The organism is Larkinella ripae, assembly GCF_054780775.1.
The window spans coordinates 184,545-202,731 of record NZ_BAAGVR010000017.1 but is presented as its reverse complement, the minus strand read 5'-3'; the positions used below and the strand labels follow the sequence as shown (position 1 = coordinate 202,731).

The 18,187-nt window shown below is 55.2% G+C and carries 10 protein-coding genes; 5 read left to right on the top strand and 5 right to left on the bottom strand.

From position 1 onward, the window contains the following. Nucleotides 1-9: 9 nt before the first annotated feature. Complete coding sequence (locus ACYVHX_RS10115) at nt 10-3,030, bottom strand: TonB-dependent receptor (protein ID WP_460671504.1); 3,021 nt, start codon at nt 3,028-3,030, stop codon at nt 10-12. Nucleotides 3,031-3,455: 425 nt separating this feature from the next. Between ACYVHX_RS10115 and ACYVHX_RS10110 the strand changes: the two genes are divergently transcribed. After that, complete coding sequence (locus ACYVHX_RS10110; protein ID WP_460671503.1) at nt 3,456-4,529, top strand: mannose-1-phosphate guanylyltransferase; 1,074 nt, start codon at nt 3,456-3,458, stop codon at nt 4,527-4,529. 83 nt (nt 4,530-4,612) lie between these two features. Here ACYVHX_RS10110 and thiL read toward each other — a convergent pair whose 3' ends face one another. Continuing rightward, nucleotides 4,613-5,647: a thiamine-phosphate kinase gene (gene thiL / locus ACYVHX_RS10105; protein WP_460671502.1), complete on the bottom strand. Its 1,035-nt coding sequence runs from the start codon at nt 5,645-5,647 to the stop codon at nt 4,613-4,615. Between the two features lie 92 nt (nt 5,648-5,739). Further along, a complete protein-coding gene (locus ACYVHX_RS10100) occupies nt 5,740-6,186 on the bottom strand; it encodes a hypothetical protein (protein ID WP_460671501.1) in 447 nt (148 codons plus the stop codon). 126 nt (nt 6,187-6,312) lie between these two features. Between ACYVHX_RS10100 and ACYVHX_RS10095 the strand changes: the two genes are divergently transcribed. Next, nucleotides 6,313-6,567, top strand: a complete 255-nt coding sequence (locus ACYVHX_RS10095; protein ID WP_460671500.1) for a cytochrome b5 domain-containing protein — start codon at nt 6,313-6,315, stop codon at nt 6,565-6,567. A gap of 21 nt (nt 6,568-6,588) precedes the next feature. Further along, on the top strand, nt 6,589-7,455 hold the full coding sequence (locus ACYVHX_RS10090) for an N-acetylglucosamine kinase (RefSeq protein ID WP_460671499.1): 867 nt from the start codon (nt 6,589-6,591) through the stop codon (nt 7,453-7,455). A gap of 82 nt (nt 7,456-7,537) precedes the next feature. Here the strand turns inward: ACYVHX_RS10090 and ACYVHX_RS10085 are convergent, their stop codons facing one another. Together ACYVHX_RS10085 and ACYVHX_RS10080 are read right to left on the bottom strand one after the other, a co-directional pair. Then, nucleotides 7,538-13,360 (bottom strand): putative Ig domain-containing protein, encoded by a 5,823-nt coding sequence (locus tag ACYVHX_RS10085; RefSeq protein ID WP_460671498.1) that lies wholly within the window; start codon nt 13,358-13,360, stop codon nt 7,538-7,540. Nucleotides 13,361-13,918: 558 nt separating this feature from the next. Beyond that, a complete protein-coding gene (locus ACYVHX_RS10080; protein WP_460671497.1) occupies nt 13,919-15,028 on the bottom strand; it encodes a glycosyltransferase family 4 protein in 1,110 nt (369 codons plus the stop codon). Between the two features lie 238 nt (nt 15,029-15,266). Here ACYVHX_RS10080 and ACYVHX_RS10075 point away from each other — a divergent pair, with 238 nt between their 5' ends. Further along, a complete protein-coding gene (locus tag ACYVHX_RS10075; protein WP_460671496.1) occupies nt 15,267-16,334 on the top strand; it encodes a 2Fe-2S iron-sulfur cluster-binding protein in 1,068 nt (355 codons plus the stop codon). Further along, nucleotides 16,334-18,115 (top strand): M3 family oligoendopeptidase, encoded by a 1,782-nt coding sequence (locus ACYVHX_RS10070; RefSeq protein ID WP_460671495.1) that lies wholly within the window; start codon nt 16,334-16,336, stop codon nt 18,113-18,115. The genes ACYVHX_RS10075 and ACYVHX_RS10070 overlap by 1 nt, the downstream gene beginning before the upstream one ends. Nucleotides 18,116-18,187 lie beyond the last annotated feature (72 nt).

Below are 18,187 nucleotides of genomic sequence, written 5' to 3'. Positions count from 1 at the left end.
CCGCCGTTCTCAGCGATTCATGAGTTCATCGAACGTCAGCGAAACGTAGTACATGCCGCCGACGCTGGGATTGCCCCAGGCCTGCGTATAGAGTTTGCCCAGCACGTTCGTACCCCCCACTTTCAGAATGGACTTGATGCCCGGAATCCGTTTGCTCACCTGCGCGTCCAGCGTATTGAAGGCCGGAATGGCCGTTTGCTGCCGCAGCGTGGCTTCCGTATTGGCAAAGCTGGATTCCCACAGGAAAGCGTCCTGATGCCGGAAAATAACGTTGAAACCAAAACCGCTGCCCCGGATATTCCGGTTGGCAAACGACAGGTTATACCGGTATTTGGGGCTGTTGAAGAACGTCACAAAACCGGCCGGCAGGTCCCCGCGATTCGCCAGATCGTTGAAGGAGATGTTGCCCCCAACAATAAAATTGCCCGGCAGCAGGTAATCGGCGCTGACGGCCCAGCCGTGGTTTTTGACCTGCACCGGCGCGTTGACGTAGAAGCTGTAAATCGAGCGCGTTGTGCCGCTGATGAGTTGCAGCAACGACGCGGGATTGGCGCTCGTGGCGGGTTGTACGCCCTGCACCACCACCTGAGCCCCCTCAAAATTCAGGAAGCGGTTGTAGTAGTAGTACGCATCGATAAACAATTTATTTCCAACCAGCCCTTTGTAGCCGATTTCGTAGGTTTCAACCCGCTCCGGATCCCACTGCTGGGGCTGGTATTGCTGCAGCGCCTGAGCCGCCTGGGGCAGAGCCGTTCCGGTTTGCAAAGCCGCCCCAAACGCCCGCACCGATTCGAGGGTGTAAACCGGGTTGCCCGTAAAATTATACTTATCCCGGAACAGCGGCAAACCGCCGATCAGCCGCGCGCTGGGGGTATTGAGGTTGATGTATTGCGCCTGCGTGGTCGGAATCCGGAAACCCCGCTGAAACGACGCCCGGATGTTATGCGCTCTGGCCACCGTCAGAACCGCCGACAGGCGGGGGCTGAACTGTCCTTTAAAGTTATTGTTCTTGTCGTACCGCACCGAGCCCGTTAGTTTCAGAATGTCGGCCACGGTTTTTGACGCCTGGGCGTATCCGCCAAATTCATTGATTTTGAACTCTTTATTGTTTTCGTCGAGGGCAAAGATGGTTCCCCCGGAGTTCAGGGCATACTGCCGGACGTTGCCCCCGACGATCAGTTCGACCGTGGTCGGGTCAATCAGTTTGCTGAAGTTGTACATCAACTCGCCGTGGTAGAGGTTCGTCCGGTCCAGAAACTTGGCGCCCAGATTCGGCAGAGTTCCGGGCAGGGGCCGACCCGACACCGTGGCAGCCGCCTGCTCGAACTGCGGAGTTCCCGGCAAAAACCGCCCCTGATCGGCGGCTGCGCGGGCGGCCGTGTGCAGGTTTCCGGAGATCGCATTCACGGCGCTGAGGGCGGTCTGGTAGGCCGTAGCCGGGTTGGTGGCTGCTGCCTGCTGAAAAGCCGTGCCAAAGGTCTGCAAAGCGCCCCCGGCGTAGGTAAAGGCGTATTGCGGAAACCACGAGCCGGCCAGATTACCCGCATCCAGGCTGGGTTTCCAGGCCTCGTTGATGCCCTGTCCCAGCAAGCCAATGGCGAACGAATCGCCGGAGCGTTCCTGCGTTGTATACGCGCGAATGAAAAAGTTTGCCCCCCGCAGTTCGGCCTTGTACTGGCCAATGCTGAACCCTTTGATGTAATAACGGTCCTGCCCCGTATACGCCGTGGTTCCGGTTCCCCAGTTGGCCTGCAAAATGGCCTCCAGATTGTCGTTGATGCGGTAATGCAATGCACCATTCAGTTTCAGGCTACTAACTTTGTAATTGACCAGCTCGGTTTCGTTGTATCCCGTGCGGGATACGGTTGCGTTGGGCAACAACACCTCGTTGATAATTTGCGTCGCCGGGATACGGGTGGCCGCCGACAGTTGGTTGACGCCCCCGATGATCCGGGCCAGATCCGGCGAAATCAGGGCGATTTGCGCCGGAGGCAGCGGCAGGAGCTGCGCAATGGTGCTTTGAAACGCATTTAAATTGGCGCTGGCATCGCCGTAGACGTTAATGCCGTCGTACCCCGGATTGTTCGGGCGGGTTCCGTTGGCCATAGTAAAACCGTTGGCAAAGCCCTGATCGCGGAGGTCCGTGGCCTGCCAGTCCGTGGCGCTTAAATAGGACGCACTGACTTTCAAAGCCAGCCGGTTATTGAAGGCTTTGGCGTAGCGAAAACCAGCGTCGTAAAAGGGTGTCGTGGCCGTGCTTCGGTTGCTGGCCGACATGATTCCGGTTTTGGCATACGCGCTCAGTCCCTGATACTGAAACGGATTTTTGCTCGTCATCAACAGCAGGCCATTGATGGCGTTAGGCCCGTAGAGAGCCGAAGCCGCACCGGGCAGCAGTTCGACACTTTCGACGTCCAGTTCGGAAATCCCGGCGATGTTGCCCACCGAAAAATTAAGCCCCGGCGCCTGATTGTCCATTCCATCGATCAGTTGAACCACCCGCGTATTCCCGTTGGCGCTGAAACCGCGCACATTCACCGAGCGAAAAGTCAGACTCTGCGTGCTCATGTCAACCCCTTTGAGATTCAGCAAGGCGTCGTAGAACGTGGCCGCAGGCGCCGATTGAATGGCCCGGATGTCCATTTTCTCCACAGTGACCGGCGATTTCATCACGCTTTCTTCCACCCGCGACGCCGATACGACAATTTCCTGCCCCAGCATAACCTGCTCCTGAAGTTCAATTTTCAAATTCGTCTGGTTGTCAACCGCGATTTCCCGGGTCTGGAAACCGACCGACGAAACTACCAGGGTCAGCGGAATGGGTACCGTCGTGGTGAGCGCAAACTGGCCTTTGGAATCGGTGATCGTTCCGGCAACGGTTCCTTTTACCGTTATGCTCACACCAATCAGCGGGTTCTGGGCCGTGCTTTCGGTGACCTGCCCCGTTAATTTGGTCTGTGCGAAACCCCAGATGTTGATCAGGAGACACAATCCCAAGGACAGCGCAATCTGCTTGCTATTCGTTTTCATAGTGAAGTACTGTTAAACAGTCCAGTAGTGGTTAGCACGTTATTGATAAGATATAAAAAATTACAATAAATATGTAAATTGTTACATTAGCAAGCACAAAAAGAGAATAATTATTTATAATTTGGCCAATTATCAGACAAATATTTTCAGAAGGCTGGTTGTATACGTACCCGGAACAGGGCGGTTTTCGGAATGTGAATCCGGTTGAACGTCAATGCCGTTGTGATTTAACAGAACCGCGATGCGGAGGCTTCTTTTCCCTTGAATTTGATCCCGTATCTTTGTCAACCTGAAAATCACTTTTGTCATGCGTTTTCAGTAAGTTAAAGACTGACCGTACAAACTTTTTAACACATTCCTTGTAGTTTAGGAACCCTGAATTGAATGAAACAGGTTACTAAAAAATGTAATAGAATTTCTTCTTTATGAACCACACGTATGTAATTATTATGGCTGGCGGGGTCGGAACCCGTTTTTGGCCGTTTAGCCGAACCAATAATCCCAAACAATTTCACGACGTTCTCGGAACCGGCAAATCGCTGCTGCAACAAACCGCCGATCGTTTCGACGGAATTTGCCCGAAGGAAAATATTTATATTGTTACCAGTGCCGAATACCAGAAACTGGTGAAAGAGCAGCTGCCGTACCTCAGCGACGATCAGATTCTGTGCGAACCCGTCCGCCGGAATACGGCTCCCTGCGTTGCCTACGCAGCCTATAAAATTGCGCAAAAAGACCCGCAAGCCAACATGGTGGTGGCACCCGCCGATCATATTATTCTGAAAGAAGACGAATTTCGGGATACGATCCGCACCGCCCTGGCGGCTACGGCCGATCAGGACATTCTGGTGACGCTCGGGATTCAGCCCAGCCGCCCCGACACGGGCTACGGCTATATTCAATACATTCCGGATTCGGACAATCGGGGCGCAAAAAAGGTGAAGACGTTCACCGAAAAACCGCACCTGGAGCTGGCCCAACAGTTTCTGGAAAGTGGCGAATTTGTCTGGAATGCCGGCATTTTCGTCTGGAATGCGCAGTCGATCCGGAAAGCCATCGAGACGTACATGCCCGAGACGGCCGAAATTTTTGCCGAAGGGAACGAAGCGTATTATACCGAAACCGAAACCTCGTTCATTAACAAAGCCTACTCGCTCTGCAAAAATATTTCCATCGACAACGGCATTATGGAGAAAGCCCAGAATGTCTACGTGGTGCTGAGTGACTTCGGCTGGTCGGATTTGGGCACCTGGAAGTCGTTGTATGAAGTGTCGGGGAAAGACGCGAACGAAAACGTCACGGACGGCACCCACATTCTGTACAATACCAGCAACAACATCATCAAAACCCCCAAAAACAAGCTGGTCGTCATCAGCGGTCTGGAAGGGTTCATTGTGGCCGAGTTCGACGGGGTGCTGCTGATTTGTCCGAAGGAAGAAGAGCAAAAAGTAAAAGAATTCGTCGCCGACGCCAAAAACCACGGCGCACACTTTGTGTAAAGAATGATGGGTCAGGAAGGATGAACGATGAATGGGCTACCGCACACTAATTCATCGTTCATCCTTCCTAATTCATGATTCCCTTAAAAATGTTTCCAGCCCTGCGCCTTGAGCGGGGTGTATTGCCCGGCTTTGGTGGCCAGCAGAATGGAATCCGGTTGGTCCGTCAAATACCCGATGGGCGTAATGCGGGCGTGGTTTTTCAGCTTCTCGAACTCCTGCGGCCGGATGGTAAACAGCAGTTCATAGTCTTCTCCGCCGTTCAGGGCTGCCGTCAGTGGGCTGAGGCTCAACTCCGTCGCTACCAGGTACGTTACGTCGTCAATCGGGATGTTTTCGTCGAAAATCACGGCCCCGGTTTTGGATTGGGTGCAAATATGCATCAGCTCCGAAGCCAGCCCGTCCGAAACGTCGATCATGGCCGTCGGCACGATGCCCAGATCGCGGAGTTCGTACACAATATCGGTGCGGGCCGACGGCCGAAGCTGCCGCTCCAGCACGTACGACTTTTCTTCGCTGATTTCGGGCTGCATGCTGGGGTCCGACAGGTAAACCTGCTTTTCCCGTTCGAGCAGTTGCAAACCGCAGAAAGCCGCCCCCAGATCGCCCGTCACACAAACGACATCGTTCGGCTGGGCCGTGTTTCGGTAGGCAATTTTATCTTTATCAACCCGGCCCGTCACCGTCACCGAAATAACCAGACCGGAGCGCGAGGAGGTCGTGTCCCCCCCGATCAAATCAACCTGGTAGGCTTCGCAGGCGGCTTTGATGCCTTCGTACAATTCTTCCACGGCTTCGACCGAAAACCGGTTGCTCAGCGCCACGCTCACCGTGATCTGCAAGGGCGTGCCGTTCATGGCGGCCACATCCGAAACATTAACCGCAACGGCCTTAAAACCGAGGTGTTTCAGGGGGGTGTAGGCCAGATCGAAATGCACCCCCTCGAGCAGCATATCGGTCGAAATGAGAAGATAGTCCGGCCCGCCGGTGTCAATAACAGCCGAGTCGTCGCCAATGCCGCGCACGGTTTCGGGCCGCGTTGGTGATCCAAAACCCTGATTGATGCGCTCGATCAGGCCAATTTCACCCAGCGATTCCAGTTCGGTTCGTGTGTTCATACGCTTATAAAAACAAAAAAGCCGCTTTCGGTTCGAAAACGGCAAATTATAAAAACCGGTTTTCCGGAACCAGCCCCGAAACCACCGTCGGTTTACGGGTTCGACAGGGTATACTTGTTAGTGGTTCCGCCGGTTTTCCGGTCCGTCGTGCTGCGGGTAATTTCCAGCGAGTTGTCCGTGGCCGAGCCAATGGTGTATTCGATGGTCGGGCCGTCGGTAGGCGCCGGACTCAGGTTTTTCAGGATGAGTTTCGTTTCGCCCTGCACTTCGTACTGGCCCGTCGACGTAAAACCGTCTACCTGCTTAAAGACCACGGTTGGGGGGTTGCTCAGATCCAGCGAAAATTGCGAATAAAGCGGTTTGACATTGTTCGTACCGCCTTTGGTATAAACCGTAACGTTGTTTTCGTCGACTTTTTGCGCCGACCAGTTTTTGGCAATCCGCTCCGACATGGGCTTCACTTTGTCTTTTCCGCAGCCGGTCAAAATGGCGAGGAAGCTGCCAAGGGTCAAGAAGGCGATAAGCGTAGTTTTCTTCATACGAATTAAAAAGCTAAATCTTCTAAGTATGTTCATTAGTAACGGTTAAAGTTACAGGTTTTTACGAAATCCATACCCAAACTTAGTGGTAAACGTTGCATTTTTGCTGCCCAATCCCGTTACGCCATGAACATCGGCCAAAATGATGCCCTGAAAGAATACACCCGTTCGCAACTGGCGCTTCGCAACGGCTCCGACCGCGACGAAATCTGGTGTGCCTACCGGGGCATTATCTACGATGTTTCGGCCAGCCGGCTGTGGCGCAACGGCAAACATTACGAACACTGGGCCGGCCAGGACCTGACCGATGAGCTGCCCGACGCCCCCCACGGCGAATGGGTATTCGGACGCTTTAAGCCGGTCGGCAAATTAATCAGTTAATCAGCAACTTACCGTTCAGCAATGATTCTTATCGCAGACAGCGGCTCCACCAAAACCGATTGGCGGACCATCGATGCAAAGGGGCAGGTCGAACAGGCCCGCACCATCGGCTTCAACCCGTATTACCAGGACAGTGCCGCCATTGCCGCCGAACTGCAAACAGGCCTTTTGCCGTCCGTTAAAGAAACGGTAACAAACGTATTTTATTACGGAACCGGCTGCAACAGCGCCGAATCGTGCGGGATTGTGGAGCGGGCCATCCGCACGGTTTTTCCCGACGTGCAGACCGTGGAGGTCAACAGCGATCTGCTGGGGGCGGCCCGGGCGCTGTGTCATCACGATGTGGGCATTGCCTGTATTTTAGGAACCGGCTCGAATGCCTGTCTCTACGACGGACGCGACATTGCCCAATTGAGCGGTTCGCTGGGCTTCTGGCTCGGCGATGAAGGCAGTGGCGGTTATTTGGGCAAAACGCTGGTCGTGCGGTTTTTGCACAATCAGCTGCCCGCCGAACTAGCCGAAAAATTCCGGAAGCGCTACCCGAAAATAGACCGGCTGACGGTGATGGAACAGGCTTACAAGCAGCCGTTTCCGAACCGGTATTTCGCTTCGTTTTCCAAATTCCTGTTTGATAACCGCAGCCACCCGGTCGCGTATCAGCTTGTTTACGACGCTTTCAGCCTGTTTTTCGATACGTATATCCGCAAGTTTTCGGATTCGGCGCACCTGCCGATTCATTTCGTCGGATCGGTGGCTTTTTATTACAGCGACATTCTGCGCCAGGTCGCCAACGACAAAGGCTTCACCGTCCGGCGGATTCTGGAAAACCCCATTGCCGGTTTAACGCTCTATCATCAGGATACCGAACTCTTATCGGCGGGTGAATGAGTGTTTTCAGGACGGATCCGGTATCAACAAAAAAACCGCCGATGATCGGCGGTTTTTCAAACAACGTTATGGCTACTCGACTTTACTGTTTCAGGACTTTGATTACTTTCTGAACACCGTCTCCATTCTGAATCTGGAGGAAGTACAAACCGGTCGGCAGTTGCAGGTTTTTGACGTCGAGCGTGATGCTGCGCGGTGCGGCCTCGGCAGTATTGCCCTGTAACTCCCACTGGCTGCCGCTGGTCGATGACAACGAAAACCGGTACGGTTTTTCCGGCTGGACTGACAAACCGCCCGGTAGGGTCAGGTTGATCACTTCCCGAACCGGGTTCGGATACACCAGCCATTCGCCCGGGGCGGCTTCGGCCGTGACACCGATGCGGCCTCCACCCGGTACAAACGAGAAAGCAATGTTTTTGGTGATGATCGTTTCTCCGCTTCCGTTGGCCCCGGTGAAAGCCGCCAGCCGCAGGACATACGTTCCGGTCTGGGGCTTAAAGCCGTCGTCGTCGCCGAAGAGGCCAAACGGCGTCTGGCTATCGACGTAGTTATTCGACGAAGCGCCGGTCAGTTCAAACGCAATACTTCCTACCGGCACATTCGACGTGCAGAAGAAATTAATCCGATCCGGCAGGTTGTTGATGCCGATGGCGCTGCCACTGGTCAGTTCCTGAATAACCTGACGAGCTGCGGCATTACCGGCTTTCATCAACTGAACGGTTAGCTGAGGCTCCCGCACCGTCAGCTTGAAACTGATGCTGAAGCTTTTCTGATCCGGTGTCGTGCTCTTGACGACCACCGTATACTCGCCCGCGTTTTGCGGTTTGCCACTCGAGGTCCGGTTGGCCGAATTGTACGTGATGCCGTCCGGCAGCCCGGTCACTTCCAGTTGAACACCCGCTTTTACCTCCGGCAACGTAAACGTGTGGTACAGACCTTTGATAATGATCTGGTCATTGAGGGCGGTTTTACCCGTTTCGCAGGCCGTTGTGTACGTATATTTTACCACCTTCTGGCTTTGCCGCGCTTCAATATCGAACGTACTTCCCTGCCGCATGCTGAGGTATAAGTAATGAGTCGACGTGGTGGTCCAATCGGTTACGCCATCCGCCCGGTATTCGATTTGCGAATTGTCTCCTCCGCTTACCCGGAAGGTGATCCGGCCGGTCTGGCAGTCATATTCCGGTGCCAGCAACACTAGTGCCGAACCCGCCGGCGTGGTGGGTGTAGTCGGCGTCGTTGGCGTCGTCGGGGTGGTCGGTGTTGATCCTCCGCTCACGTTTAAGGTGATTTCCACACTGGTTTTGGCGCCCTGATTGTCGGTGGCCGTGTAGGTGAGCTTGTAGCTGCCCGCCGTGGTCACCGTCCCGCTGAAGCCCCGGCTCACTGCATCGAAGGCCAGGCCTGCCGGTTTTCCCTCCAGGGAGTAGGTCAATAAACCGCCTTCCGGATCAGTGAACGCGGGCAGAATCGTCAGATAAGCCTCATTTACCGTCGCTGATAAAACCGTTACCACCGGGGCCACCGGTACTTGATTGCCAGCCGGCGTTGTTGGGGTTGTTGGATTAGTGGGCGTCGTTGGCGTGGTGGGGTTGGTTGGCGTTGTTGGCGCATTGCCGTTGCAAGTCAGTGTCTTGGGTGAGCCTTTCAGCAGGTAGGTAGTGCCCTGCACCCGGCCCCAGATCGAGTACGTCTGGTTGTTCTTCAACTCCTCGGCCGTCTCCCAGCGGTAGCCGTGGCTGCCGTTGCCTTTGCCGTTGTCTTTCAGGTCCTGGCGGAAGATACTGGCCTCACTGCTGCCCACCAGCCGGGCGGTTTCCAGCGTGCTGCCCACCAGAAATTCCACCGTTACCGGCGTGTTGGGTTGATTGCGGTCCCATACCCAACCCGCCACATTAGAGCAACTCACCAGATCCAGGTAACCGTCATAAGCACCGCTCACCGGATTGGTCGGGGTCGTGGGGTTGGTGGGGATCACACCACCCTGCGTAGCGACATTCAAGGTAATCTCCACACTGGTTTTGGCGCCCTGATTGTCGGTGGCCGTGTAGGTCATCTTGTAACTGCCCGCTGTGGTCACCGTTCCGCTGAAGCCCCGGCTTACCGCATCGAAGGCCAGACCTGCCGGTTTTCCTTCCAGGGTGTAGGTCAATAAACCGCCTTCCGGATCAGTGAACGCGGGCAAAATCGTCAAATAAGCTACATTTATAGTCGCCGATAAAACCGTCACTGTTGGAGCTACCGGCGCTTGATTGCCGCTCGGATTTGTCGGATTGGTGGGCGTCGTTGGCGTGGTGGGGTTGGTCGGTGTCGTCGGTGCATTGCCGTTGCAGGTCAGTGTCTTGGGTGAACCTTTCAGCAGGTAAGTGGTGCCCTGCACCCGGCCCCAGATCGAGTACGTCTGGTTGTTCTTCAATTCCTCGGCCGTCTCCCAGCGGTAGCCGTGGCTGCCGTTGCCTTTGCCGTTGTCTTTCAGGTCCTGGCGGAAGATACTGGCCTCACTGCTGCCCACCAGTCGGGCGGTTTCCAGCGTGCTGCCCACCAGAAATTCCACCGTCAAGGGTACGCCAGGACGGTCGCGATCCCACACCCAGCCCGCAACGTTCAGGCAACTCACCAGATCCAGGTAACCGTCGTAATTCCCGTTTACCGGATTGGTCGGCCGGGCAATGACAATGAGTTTAAAGCTTAACTCTCCCCGTTGAGCTCCACTCTCATCAAGGGCTTTGATTATCAGCGTGGTCGCACCAATCTGGGTCGGCGTACCGGAAATCGTGCGGTTTCCGGAATTATACGATAAGCCATCCGGTAAACCGGCGACGGTGTAGGTGCCACCGGCTCCGAGCTCCGGAAACCCAAAGGTGTAAAACTGTCCAACGATAATGGTCTGATCCGCTAAGGTCGACGAACCCGGCGCGGTACAATTCGTTTTGTAAACGTAGCTGACTTCCCGGTCGCCCTGACGAGCCAGGACCTTCAATTCGGCGCCGTTCAGTTTGTCCGGACCGAGCGTAAACGTAGGACTGCTGCTCCACTCGGCAATGCCCGCGATGGAATACCTGATTTCGCTGCCGTTTCCGCCTTCGGTCCGGAGCGTAATCCGTCCCGTCTGGCAATTGATGGTGGGCGCCAACATCGTCAGGGCCGTCGCGGTGGACTGAATCGTCATCACAAACCGGTCTTCCACCTTCGCACCCCGCTCATCGGTCGCCGTCACGACGATTTCTGTCGAGCCGGCTTTGGTCGGCGAGCCCGATATGGCCCGGGTTACTTTATCAAAGGCCAGTCCGTCCGGCAAGGCGCTCACCGCTACCTCGATCGGCGTGGATGCCTGGAACGTTTCGGGCGGAATTCTCAGGATAAAAAACTGACCCATCGGATAGGTGTAGTCGTTCATCGGCTGGGCCAGCCTGGGCGGCTCGTAGCCTTTGCAGGGCGTGGTATACGTAAATTTAACTTCTTTGCCGCTCTGCCGGGCCTGCACATCGAAGGTCGTGCCGTTCCGCAGCCAGGCCGGGATGGTAAACGTCGAATTGGTCGTCCAGTCTTCGACAATACCGACGGCCCGGAATTCAATTTTAGTCCCGTCTCCCCCACTGGTCCGGAATTTAATTTCACCCGTACCGCAATCGACCGTTGGCTCCAGAACCGCCAGCTGTTCCGCCGAAGAACCGCTATTGATCGTCAGCCGGAATTCAGTGGTGACACTGGCGCCTTTGTTATCGCTGGCTTTTACCTTAACCGTGATCGTTCCGGGGGTTGAGGGGGTTCCTTTGATGGTCCGGCTGTCGCTTTCATAAGTCAGGCCGTTCGTCAGGCCCGATACTTCCAGGCCCGTAATCTGGCCGTCCGGATCGGAAAAGGTTTCGTTCGGAAGGGTGTAACTGAAGTTCTGGCCAACCGTGGCGGTTTGGGCCGGAATGGCTTTGCTCACCACCGGCGGTTTGTTCACCTCTTCCTGGCGGGAAACCGTTAGCTTGAAACTGGTGGTGACCCGGAGCCCGCTGTTGTCGATGGCCGTCAGTGTAATGGTCGAAACCCCTTCCCGGGTGGGCTTTCCGCTGATCGTGCGGGTGTCGGAATTGTAGGCCAGGCCGCCCGGCAGATCGGATACATCGACTTTCTCAACGCGACCATCCGAATCTTTGAAGGTCTCTTCCGGTATCCGGAAGGCATACTCCTGACCGACAACGGTGGAACGGTCGTCCACCGGTTTGGCAACGACGGGGGCCTGATTGGCGTTCTGGCCCAGCACCGTAATCTGAAACTGCGTCGTTACCTGCGAGTTTTTGTTGTCATAGGCCCGAACCGTGACGTTGATCGTTCCGGTCGCGTTGGGGGTTCCGGAAATGCGCACGCCATCAGCCGAAAGTCCCAGAGCCGGTAAGCCTGAGCTGATTTCCACGCGGGTGATCGAACCGTCGGGGTCTTCAAACGTAGCGGGCGGAATGCTGAATTCAAACGATTTTTCGACGTAAGCCGTCTGGCCCGGAATGGATTGCCGAACGCGCGGGTCCTGGTTGGCATTGTCTTCCAGCCAGTCTTCGTTGATGGGGATATGAACGGGTCGGCGGCCATTCTGGTTATAGGCCCTCGACCACTGATCGCTGGCGCGGCCTTCCGAATCCGCCACATCGTCCCGCACCATCGACGATAATTTATAACTGGTGCTGCTTCCGGTTTGTACCTGCGTCACCGGCTGGTTGAGCAATCCCCGGGCAACCACCCGCTGAATTACTTCATTCAACATGCCGCGGGCCTGCGTAAACCCAAAATTGGCGAGCGTCACCATGCGGGCGCCGTGTTCAAAGCTTTCCTCGACCTGTTCGTAAAACCGGCCAACCGATACGTTACTCCAGAACAGACCGTCCACCTCGTTACAGATCCAGGCCCCCGGCCGGACGTTGCTCCGGACCACGTCCATCGAAAACCGGTGGTTGTAATCCGGGCCGTCGTTGATCTTAACCCCGTCCGCGTTTTGGGCCAGATTCCGAAAGCCGAACGTGCCGCGCAAACCGCTCTGGCGATCCCAGACGCAACCGTGCTGGTTGACCACCTGAATCGAGCCGTTTACTTCTTTGATAATCCGGTTGTTTTCGTCCAGAAACCGCTTCAGCATCAGGTGCCGGAAAACGTACCAGTCTTCCCCCCAACGCCCGCGGCTAAACGAAACATACGGGTCCGACTGGTTGTATGGCGGGGGAGAAACGGATTCCCAGCTGCTAAAATCGCTGCCCCAGCGCCGGTTGAGGGCATCCAGCGAAAACCGCCCCTGCAACCACTGCCGGAAGCCCTGCCGCATCGGGTCGCTGTAATCGAAGGGAATCGGGTACGAGGTGTCACCCCGCCCGTTCCGGGGCGAATACTCCGCTTCCTGAATCGGCGACGCCGTCACCGACATAAACAAAAGCTGATCCTGCTGTTGCAGGTATTGGTAATGCTGCGTAACCTGACGAACAAAGTCTTTGGCGAGTTCGAGCGTGGGCTGGTGGGCAAAGCTAAACTGAACGGCCCCGCCGAAGTTCATCCGGGAGCCATCCCCGCCCTGCATGGATTCGTTGTTGGTCCAGAAACCGTCGATGTATTTGGGTTCGCGGGCGACCTGAATCCGGAGCGCCACTTTCATGCCCATCCGCAGGGCCGTATTGACGTGCGAATCGACAACCCGCCAGTTGGGGGCGCTGTTGCGGGTGGTGTAAACCTGATCCCAGTGGACCGAGATTTCGGCGGCATTACACCCCTGGCGGCCCGCATTTTCAATCCGTTCGTCGTCGACGCGCGGGTCGGTTTCGTAATTAAAGACTACAATGGCCAGGTAACGCTGGCGTTCCGGAATTTTGGGAGCCGCAGCCGGTTTTACCGACGGTTTCGAGCCGCTATAGGCCGGTAAGTGTGCGTAACCCAATCCAAAGAATACGAGGAGACAAAGTAATGTTACGGATAATTTCCTGATCATCAGTGCAAGTGCGTATAGTACATGTTACCAGGCCTGGAGAAGTCACAAAACTTCTTAACTACGGGAAAAATGGGCGGCATTTTCCTCGTACCCGTTTGTAATGCTCATCTCTGGCTATTTCCGGTTTCGTGATTTCGATCGAGAAAATCTCTGCACGAAAGAACCGGACGACACGATTGGATTAGCAGTCAGACGTTAAAAAATCTGCTGTAATTCGATTTCGAATACTGTGAAGGACAAAAATCATTCCAATGTATCAGGATGCACGGAATGAAAGGCTGAATACCCAAACCGGGGCTAACGGAAATCGCTTAAAAATGAACAAATGAGAATTGATTAACCAATTCATATGGGTATACCGGTAGGAAGCTTGCCAAATCCTGGCAAACGCGAATCAAATGGGAAGCGAAGAATGCCCGTAAAAATTGTATGAGGGGCTGCTTTATTTAGTTTCCGGTAGCAAGAACGTCGAAATAAGCAGACTTAATGGTCGTAAATGGCAACCTGTTACAAGCTCAAAATGGTCTGCTCCCACCTTTTTACCTGAATGGCCGCGTCGAATTGCCCGCTTTTTTCGATCAGCAAACCGGCATCGTACGAAGCTGGCGAATGCATCACCCGCAGCATTGCCTTCCGAAATTCTTCGGGCGTCGGGTAGTCGATCAGCTCGCCCATACCCGGCACAATGAACTCCCGGGCCCCGCCCGCGTTGGGGGCCACCAGCGGTTTTCCGAGCGAAGCGGCTTCGGTCATGATTTTACCAAACGGCTCTTCCCGCGAGGTCATCACCAGGCCGTCGGAGAGTTGCAGGTAATTGTAATAATCGTCGGTCTGCACATCGACAAAACTCACATTCGGCAGTTTCAGGGCCCTGACCTGGCTATCGACCAGGTAATTCAGACCGGTCGGTTTGGAGTTGCCCATCCAGATAAAATGACACGCCTGATCGGCCATCGCCTGCGCAATGAACGGAAACAGATCGACGCCTTTCCGGTAAATCCGCGTGCCGACCATCGTCCAGACGAAAGCGCCCGGTTTGATGTTCAATTTTTTGCGCAGCTCCGCCACGCGGGCTTCGGATACGGTTTTTCGACTCAGATCGACCACCGGATACAGCAAGGCGGTTTTTTGGGCGCCCATCACCGTGGCCAGATCGCAGATTTGCTGCGTCACGCCGATAACCAGCTCCGAATAGGTCATGGCATGGGCCATCTCGTCGTACGAAATCGACTCGAAGGAGGAGTGCAGTTCGTGAATCTGCGAAATAACCTTGACGCCCAACGGCTCGGCCAGCTTCGAGAGCGGAAACATCAGCACGGTATTCAGATACCAGTAATCCGCCCTGACCTGTTCCTGAAGGTTTCGGATGTACTTTTCGTAGACCTTCACGCCCATCGCGTGCGTCACTTTGGAAACGATTTTTCGGGCCAGCCCGCGGTTGAAGGGCGAGGTAAACGAGGGAATATCGGCGGGTAGCTGGGCCATCAGCGGCCCCCGCTGTTCGCTGTACAAAGCGGCCTGAATCTGTTGCCGGTCAAAGTTTTGCAGGTACGTCCACAACACCACTTCGGAACCGGTAAACGAACCGTAGGGCGTAAAGAAAAGGATCTTTTTCATGTAATGCGTGCGCTTCGGCCGCTAATATCCGCCGAAAAAACCACAAAAGGGCCACGAAATCAGAAATTTGACGCAACGACCGGCAAACCGGAATCGTCAACAATTTGTTACCCGAACGATTAATAATTCAATAGTATATTGCGGCTTCGTTGGCTCAATGGTTCAGAAAAACCGTCTTTAGCTCTGCACTCACGCCAATTGATCAAGTAGAAGAATCGCTTTGGCGATCGTTGGAATTATGGCAAATCGTTATTTCCTGAAAGTAAAAGAAGTGGTTCGGCAAACGCCGGACGCCGTTACCATTCATTTCTGGCATCCCCTCAATGAAGTTATCCGGTATCAGCCCGGCCAATACCTGACTTTTCTTTTATCGTTTGAAGGACAGAAAATCCGCCGGTCGTATTCGATGTCCAGTTCTCCGCATACCGACGTATCGCTGGCCGTCACGATCAAGCGCCTGCCGGGGGGCGTGGTCTCCAGCTACCTTTGCGACAACACCAAACCGGGTGATGTTTTTGAAACGCTCGAACCGCTGGGCACTTTTGTGCCCAAACTGGATGCCAAAAACCGGCGGCAGGTGGTGCTGATCGGGGCCGGAAGCGGCATCACACCCCTGATTTCGATGGCGAAATCGATTCTCCACGTCGAGCCGCAAACCCGCGTCTGGCTCCTGTACGGCAACCGGACCCGGTCGTCGATCATTTTTGAAAAAGAACTCCGCGAAATAGAACAGCAATCGGGCGGGCGGTTTCGGGTGACGCACCTGCTGAGCCAGCCCGAAGCCGACTGGAGCGGTCTGGAGGGCCGTCTGAACCAGTCGGCCATTCTGAAACTGCTGGAAGACCTCCCGGCCGACGCGCTGCGGCAGGCCGATTACTACATTTGTGGCCCGGACGGGCTGATGGACGAAGCCCGCGGAGCGCTCCGCCTTGTCGACGTGCCCGCCGATCAGGTGCACAAAGAAAGCTTTGCTACCAGCCCGCACGAAACCCACGGTACGGTCGTTGAAGAGGAAACAACACCGTCCGCCTTGCATCCGGAAGTAACTATTTTATACGAAGGCAGCGAATACAAAGTGGTGGTCGAGCCGCACCAGACCATTCTGGAAGCCGCCCTCGAACTGGACATTGATCTGCCGTATTCGTGCCAGGCCGGGATGTGCACGGCCTGCATGGGCCGCTGCGTGTCGGGCAAAGTACACCTGGACGAAGAAGACGGTCTGGCCGAATCCGAATTGCAGGCCGGTTACATCCTGACCTGCGTAGCGCACCCTTTAACCCCCGATGTTGTCATCGAAATTGAATAATGGAACCGACCTTAGTAATTCCGGCCCGTCCGGCCCGCCCGTTTATTGGCGAAGAATTTATTCTCAAAACCTGGGACGAAGTAAAACCGCTGTACGAAAACCTCGTTAACCGCCCGATTCAGAACGCCGACGAACTGCGCCGGTGGTTTGCCGACCGCAGCGAGCTGGAATCGTACCTGTCCGAAAACTTTGCCTGGCGTTACATCCGGATGACCTGCGATACGTCCGATGCCGAACTGATCAACCAGTTTAACTTTTTTATTACCGAAATTCAGCCGCAGTTATCCGCCTACGAAAACCGGCTGGACCAGCTGGCCGTGGAAAGCCCCTACCTGGCCGACTTGCCCGATAAAGGCTTCGACATTACGGTTCGCGGAATGAAAAAGGCGATTGAAATTTTCCGGGACGAAAACATTCCGCTGCAAACCGACATCCAGAGCGAACAGCGGAAGTACGGGGCGCTGGTGGGGGCCATGACTATCGAAGTCAACAACGCCGACGGTGTGCTGGAAGAAATCACGCTGCCGCAGGCCAGCACCTTGTTGCAGTCGCCCGACCGGGCCGTGCGCGAAGAAGTCTGGCTGAAAGTTCAGCGACGCCGGTATGAAGACAAAGACTCGCTCGACGAGCTTTACGACCGACTGGTCGATTTGCGCCATCGGATGGCCGTCAATGCCGGTTTTGCCAATTTCCGCGATTACATCTTTGCCGCGATGGGCCGGTTCGATTACACCCCGCAGGACTGCTTTGCGTTTCACGCGTCGGTTGCCAAAGCCGTGGTGCCGCTGCTGGATCAACTGGCCCGGGAGCGTCAGCACCAGCTGAGCCAGGTCGATCCTTCCGTTGACAGCCTGCGTCCCTGGGACTCGAAAGTGGATCCCGCCGGGTTGCCCGCTTTGATTCCGTTTCAAACCGGTGAGGAGCTGCTCAACAAAACCATTACCTGTTTCAGCCGACTCGATGCGTCCGTTGGTGGGACGTATCTGAGCGATTGCCTGCGCATTATGAAAGCGATGGGCCACCTGGATCTGGAGTCGCGGAAGGGCAAGGCACCGGGCGGGTATAACTACCCGCTGGAAGAAATCGGTGTTCCGTTCATTTTCATGAATGCCACCTCGAGCCTGCGCGATCTGGTGACGATGGTGCACGAAGGCGGCCACGCCCTGCACTCGTTTCTGACCCGCGACCTGCCCCTGAAACCGTTCCGGAATCCGCCGATGGAAGTAGCCGAACTGGCGTCGATGGCGATGGAATTGCTGACGATGGATCACTGGGATGTCTTTTTTGAAAATCCCGGGGACTTGAAACGCGCCAAAATTCAGCACCTGGAGTCGATCGTTGAAACCTTGCCGTGGGTCGCCACCATTGATAAGTTCCAGCACTGGGTGTACGAGAACGCCCCGACGTCCACGACCACCACCGAAGCGCGTGAGCGGGCCTGGACCCGGATTTTTGAGGAGTTCTCGGATCGCGTTACGAACTGGCAGGGGTTGGAAAAATTCAAAGCTGCCTACTGGCAAAAGCAATTGCACTTATACGAGGTGCCGTTTTATTACATCGAATACGGGATTGCGCAGCTGGGCGCCATCGGTGTCTGGATGAACTTCCGGCAAAACCCGCAAGCCGGCCTTCAGGGGTATCTGGACGCCTTGAAGCTGGGCTATACGGCGCCCATCAGCGAAATCTACCGGGCGGCCAACGTGCCGTTTGATTTCTCGGAGGAACACATTGGCCAACTGATTCGTTTTGTCTGGGACGAGATTGACCGGCTGAAAAGCTGAGGGGTAGCGTTCCGATAAAAATTCAAGGGAGAGTTGGCGAATTGGCCGGTAGTCTATAGTTTTGTACTGGAT

Coding starts and splice junctions, on each gene's coding strand:
- ACYVHX_RS10070 (WP_460671495.1), top strand. CDS start 16,334: ATGGAACCGACCTTAGTAATTCCGGCCCGTCCGGCCCGCCCGTTTATT.
- ACYVHX_RS10100 (WP_460671501.1), bottom strand. CDS start 6,186: ATGAAGAAAACTACGCTTATCGCCTTCTTGACCCTTGGCAGCTTCCTC.
- ACYVHX_RS10090 (WP_460671499.1), top strand. CDS start 6,589: ATGATTCTTATCGCAGACAGCGGCTCCACCAAAACCGATTGGCGGACC.
- ACYVHX_RS10075 (WP_460671496.1), top strand. CDS start 15,267: ATGGCAAATCGTTATTTCCTGAAAGTAAAAGAAGTGGTTCGGCAAACG.
- ACYVHX_RS10110 (WP_460671503.1), top strand. CDS start 3,456: ATGAACCACACGTATGTAATTATTATGGCTGGCGGGGTCGGAACCCGT.
- thiL (WP_460671502.1), bottom strand. CDS start 5,647: ATGAACACACGAACCGAACTGGAATCGCTGGGTGAAATTGGCCTGATC.
- ACYVHX_RS10095 (WP_460671500.1), top strand. CDS start 6,313: ATGAACATCGGCCAAAATGATGCCCTGAAAGAATACACCCGTTCGCAA.
- ACYVHX_RS10115 (WP_460671504.1), bottom strand. CDS start 3,030: ATGAAAACGAATAGCAAGCAGATTGCGCTGTCCTTGGGATTGTGTCTC.
- ACYVHX_RS10080 (WP_460671497.1), bottom strand. CDS start 15,028: ATGAAAAAGATCCTTTTCTTTACGCCCTACGGTTCGTTTACCGGTTCC.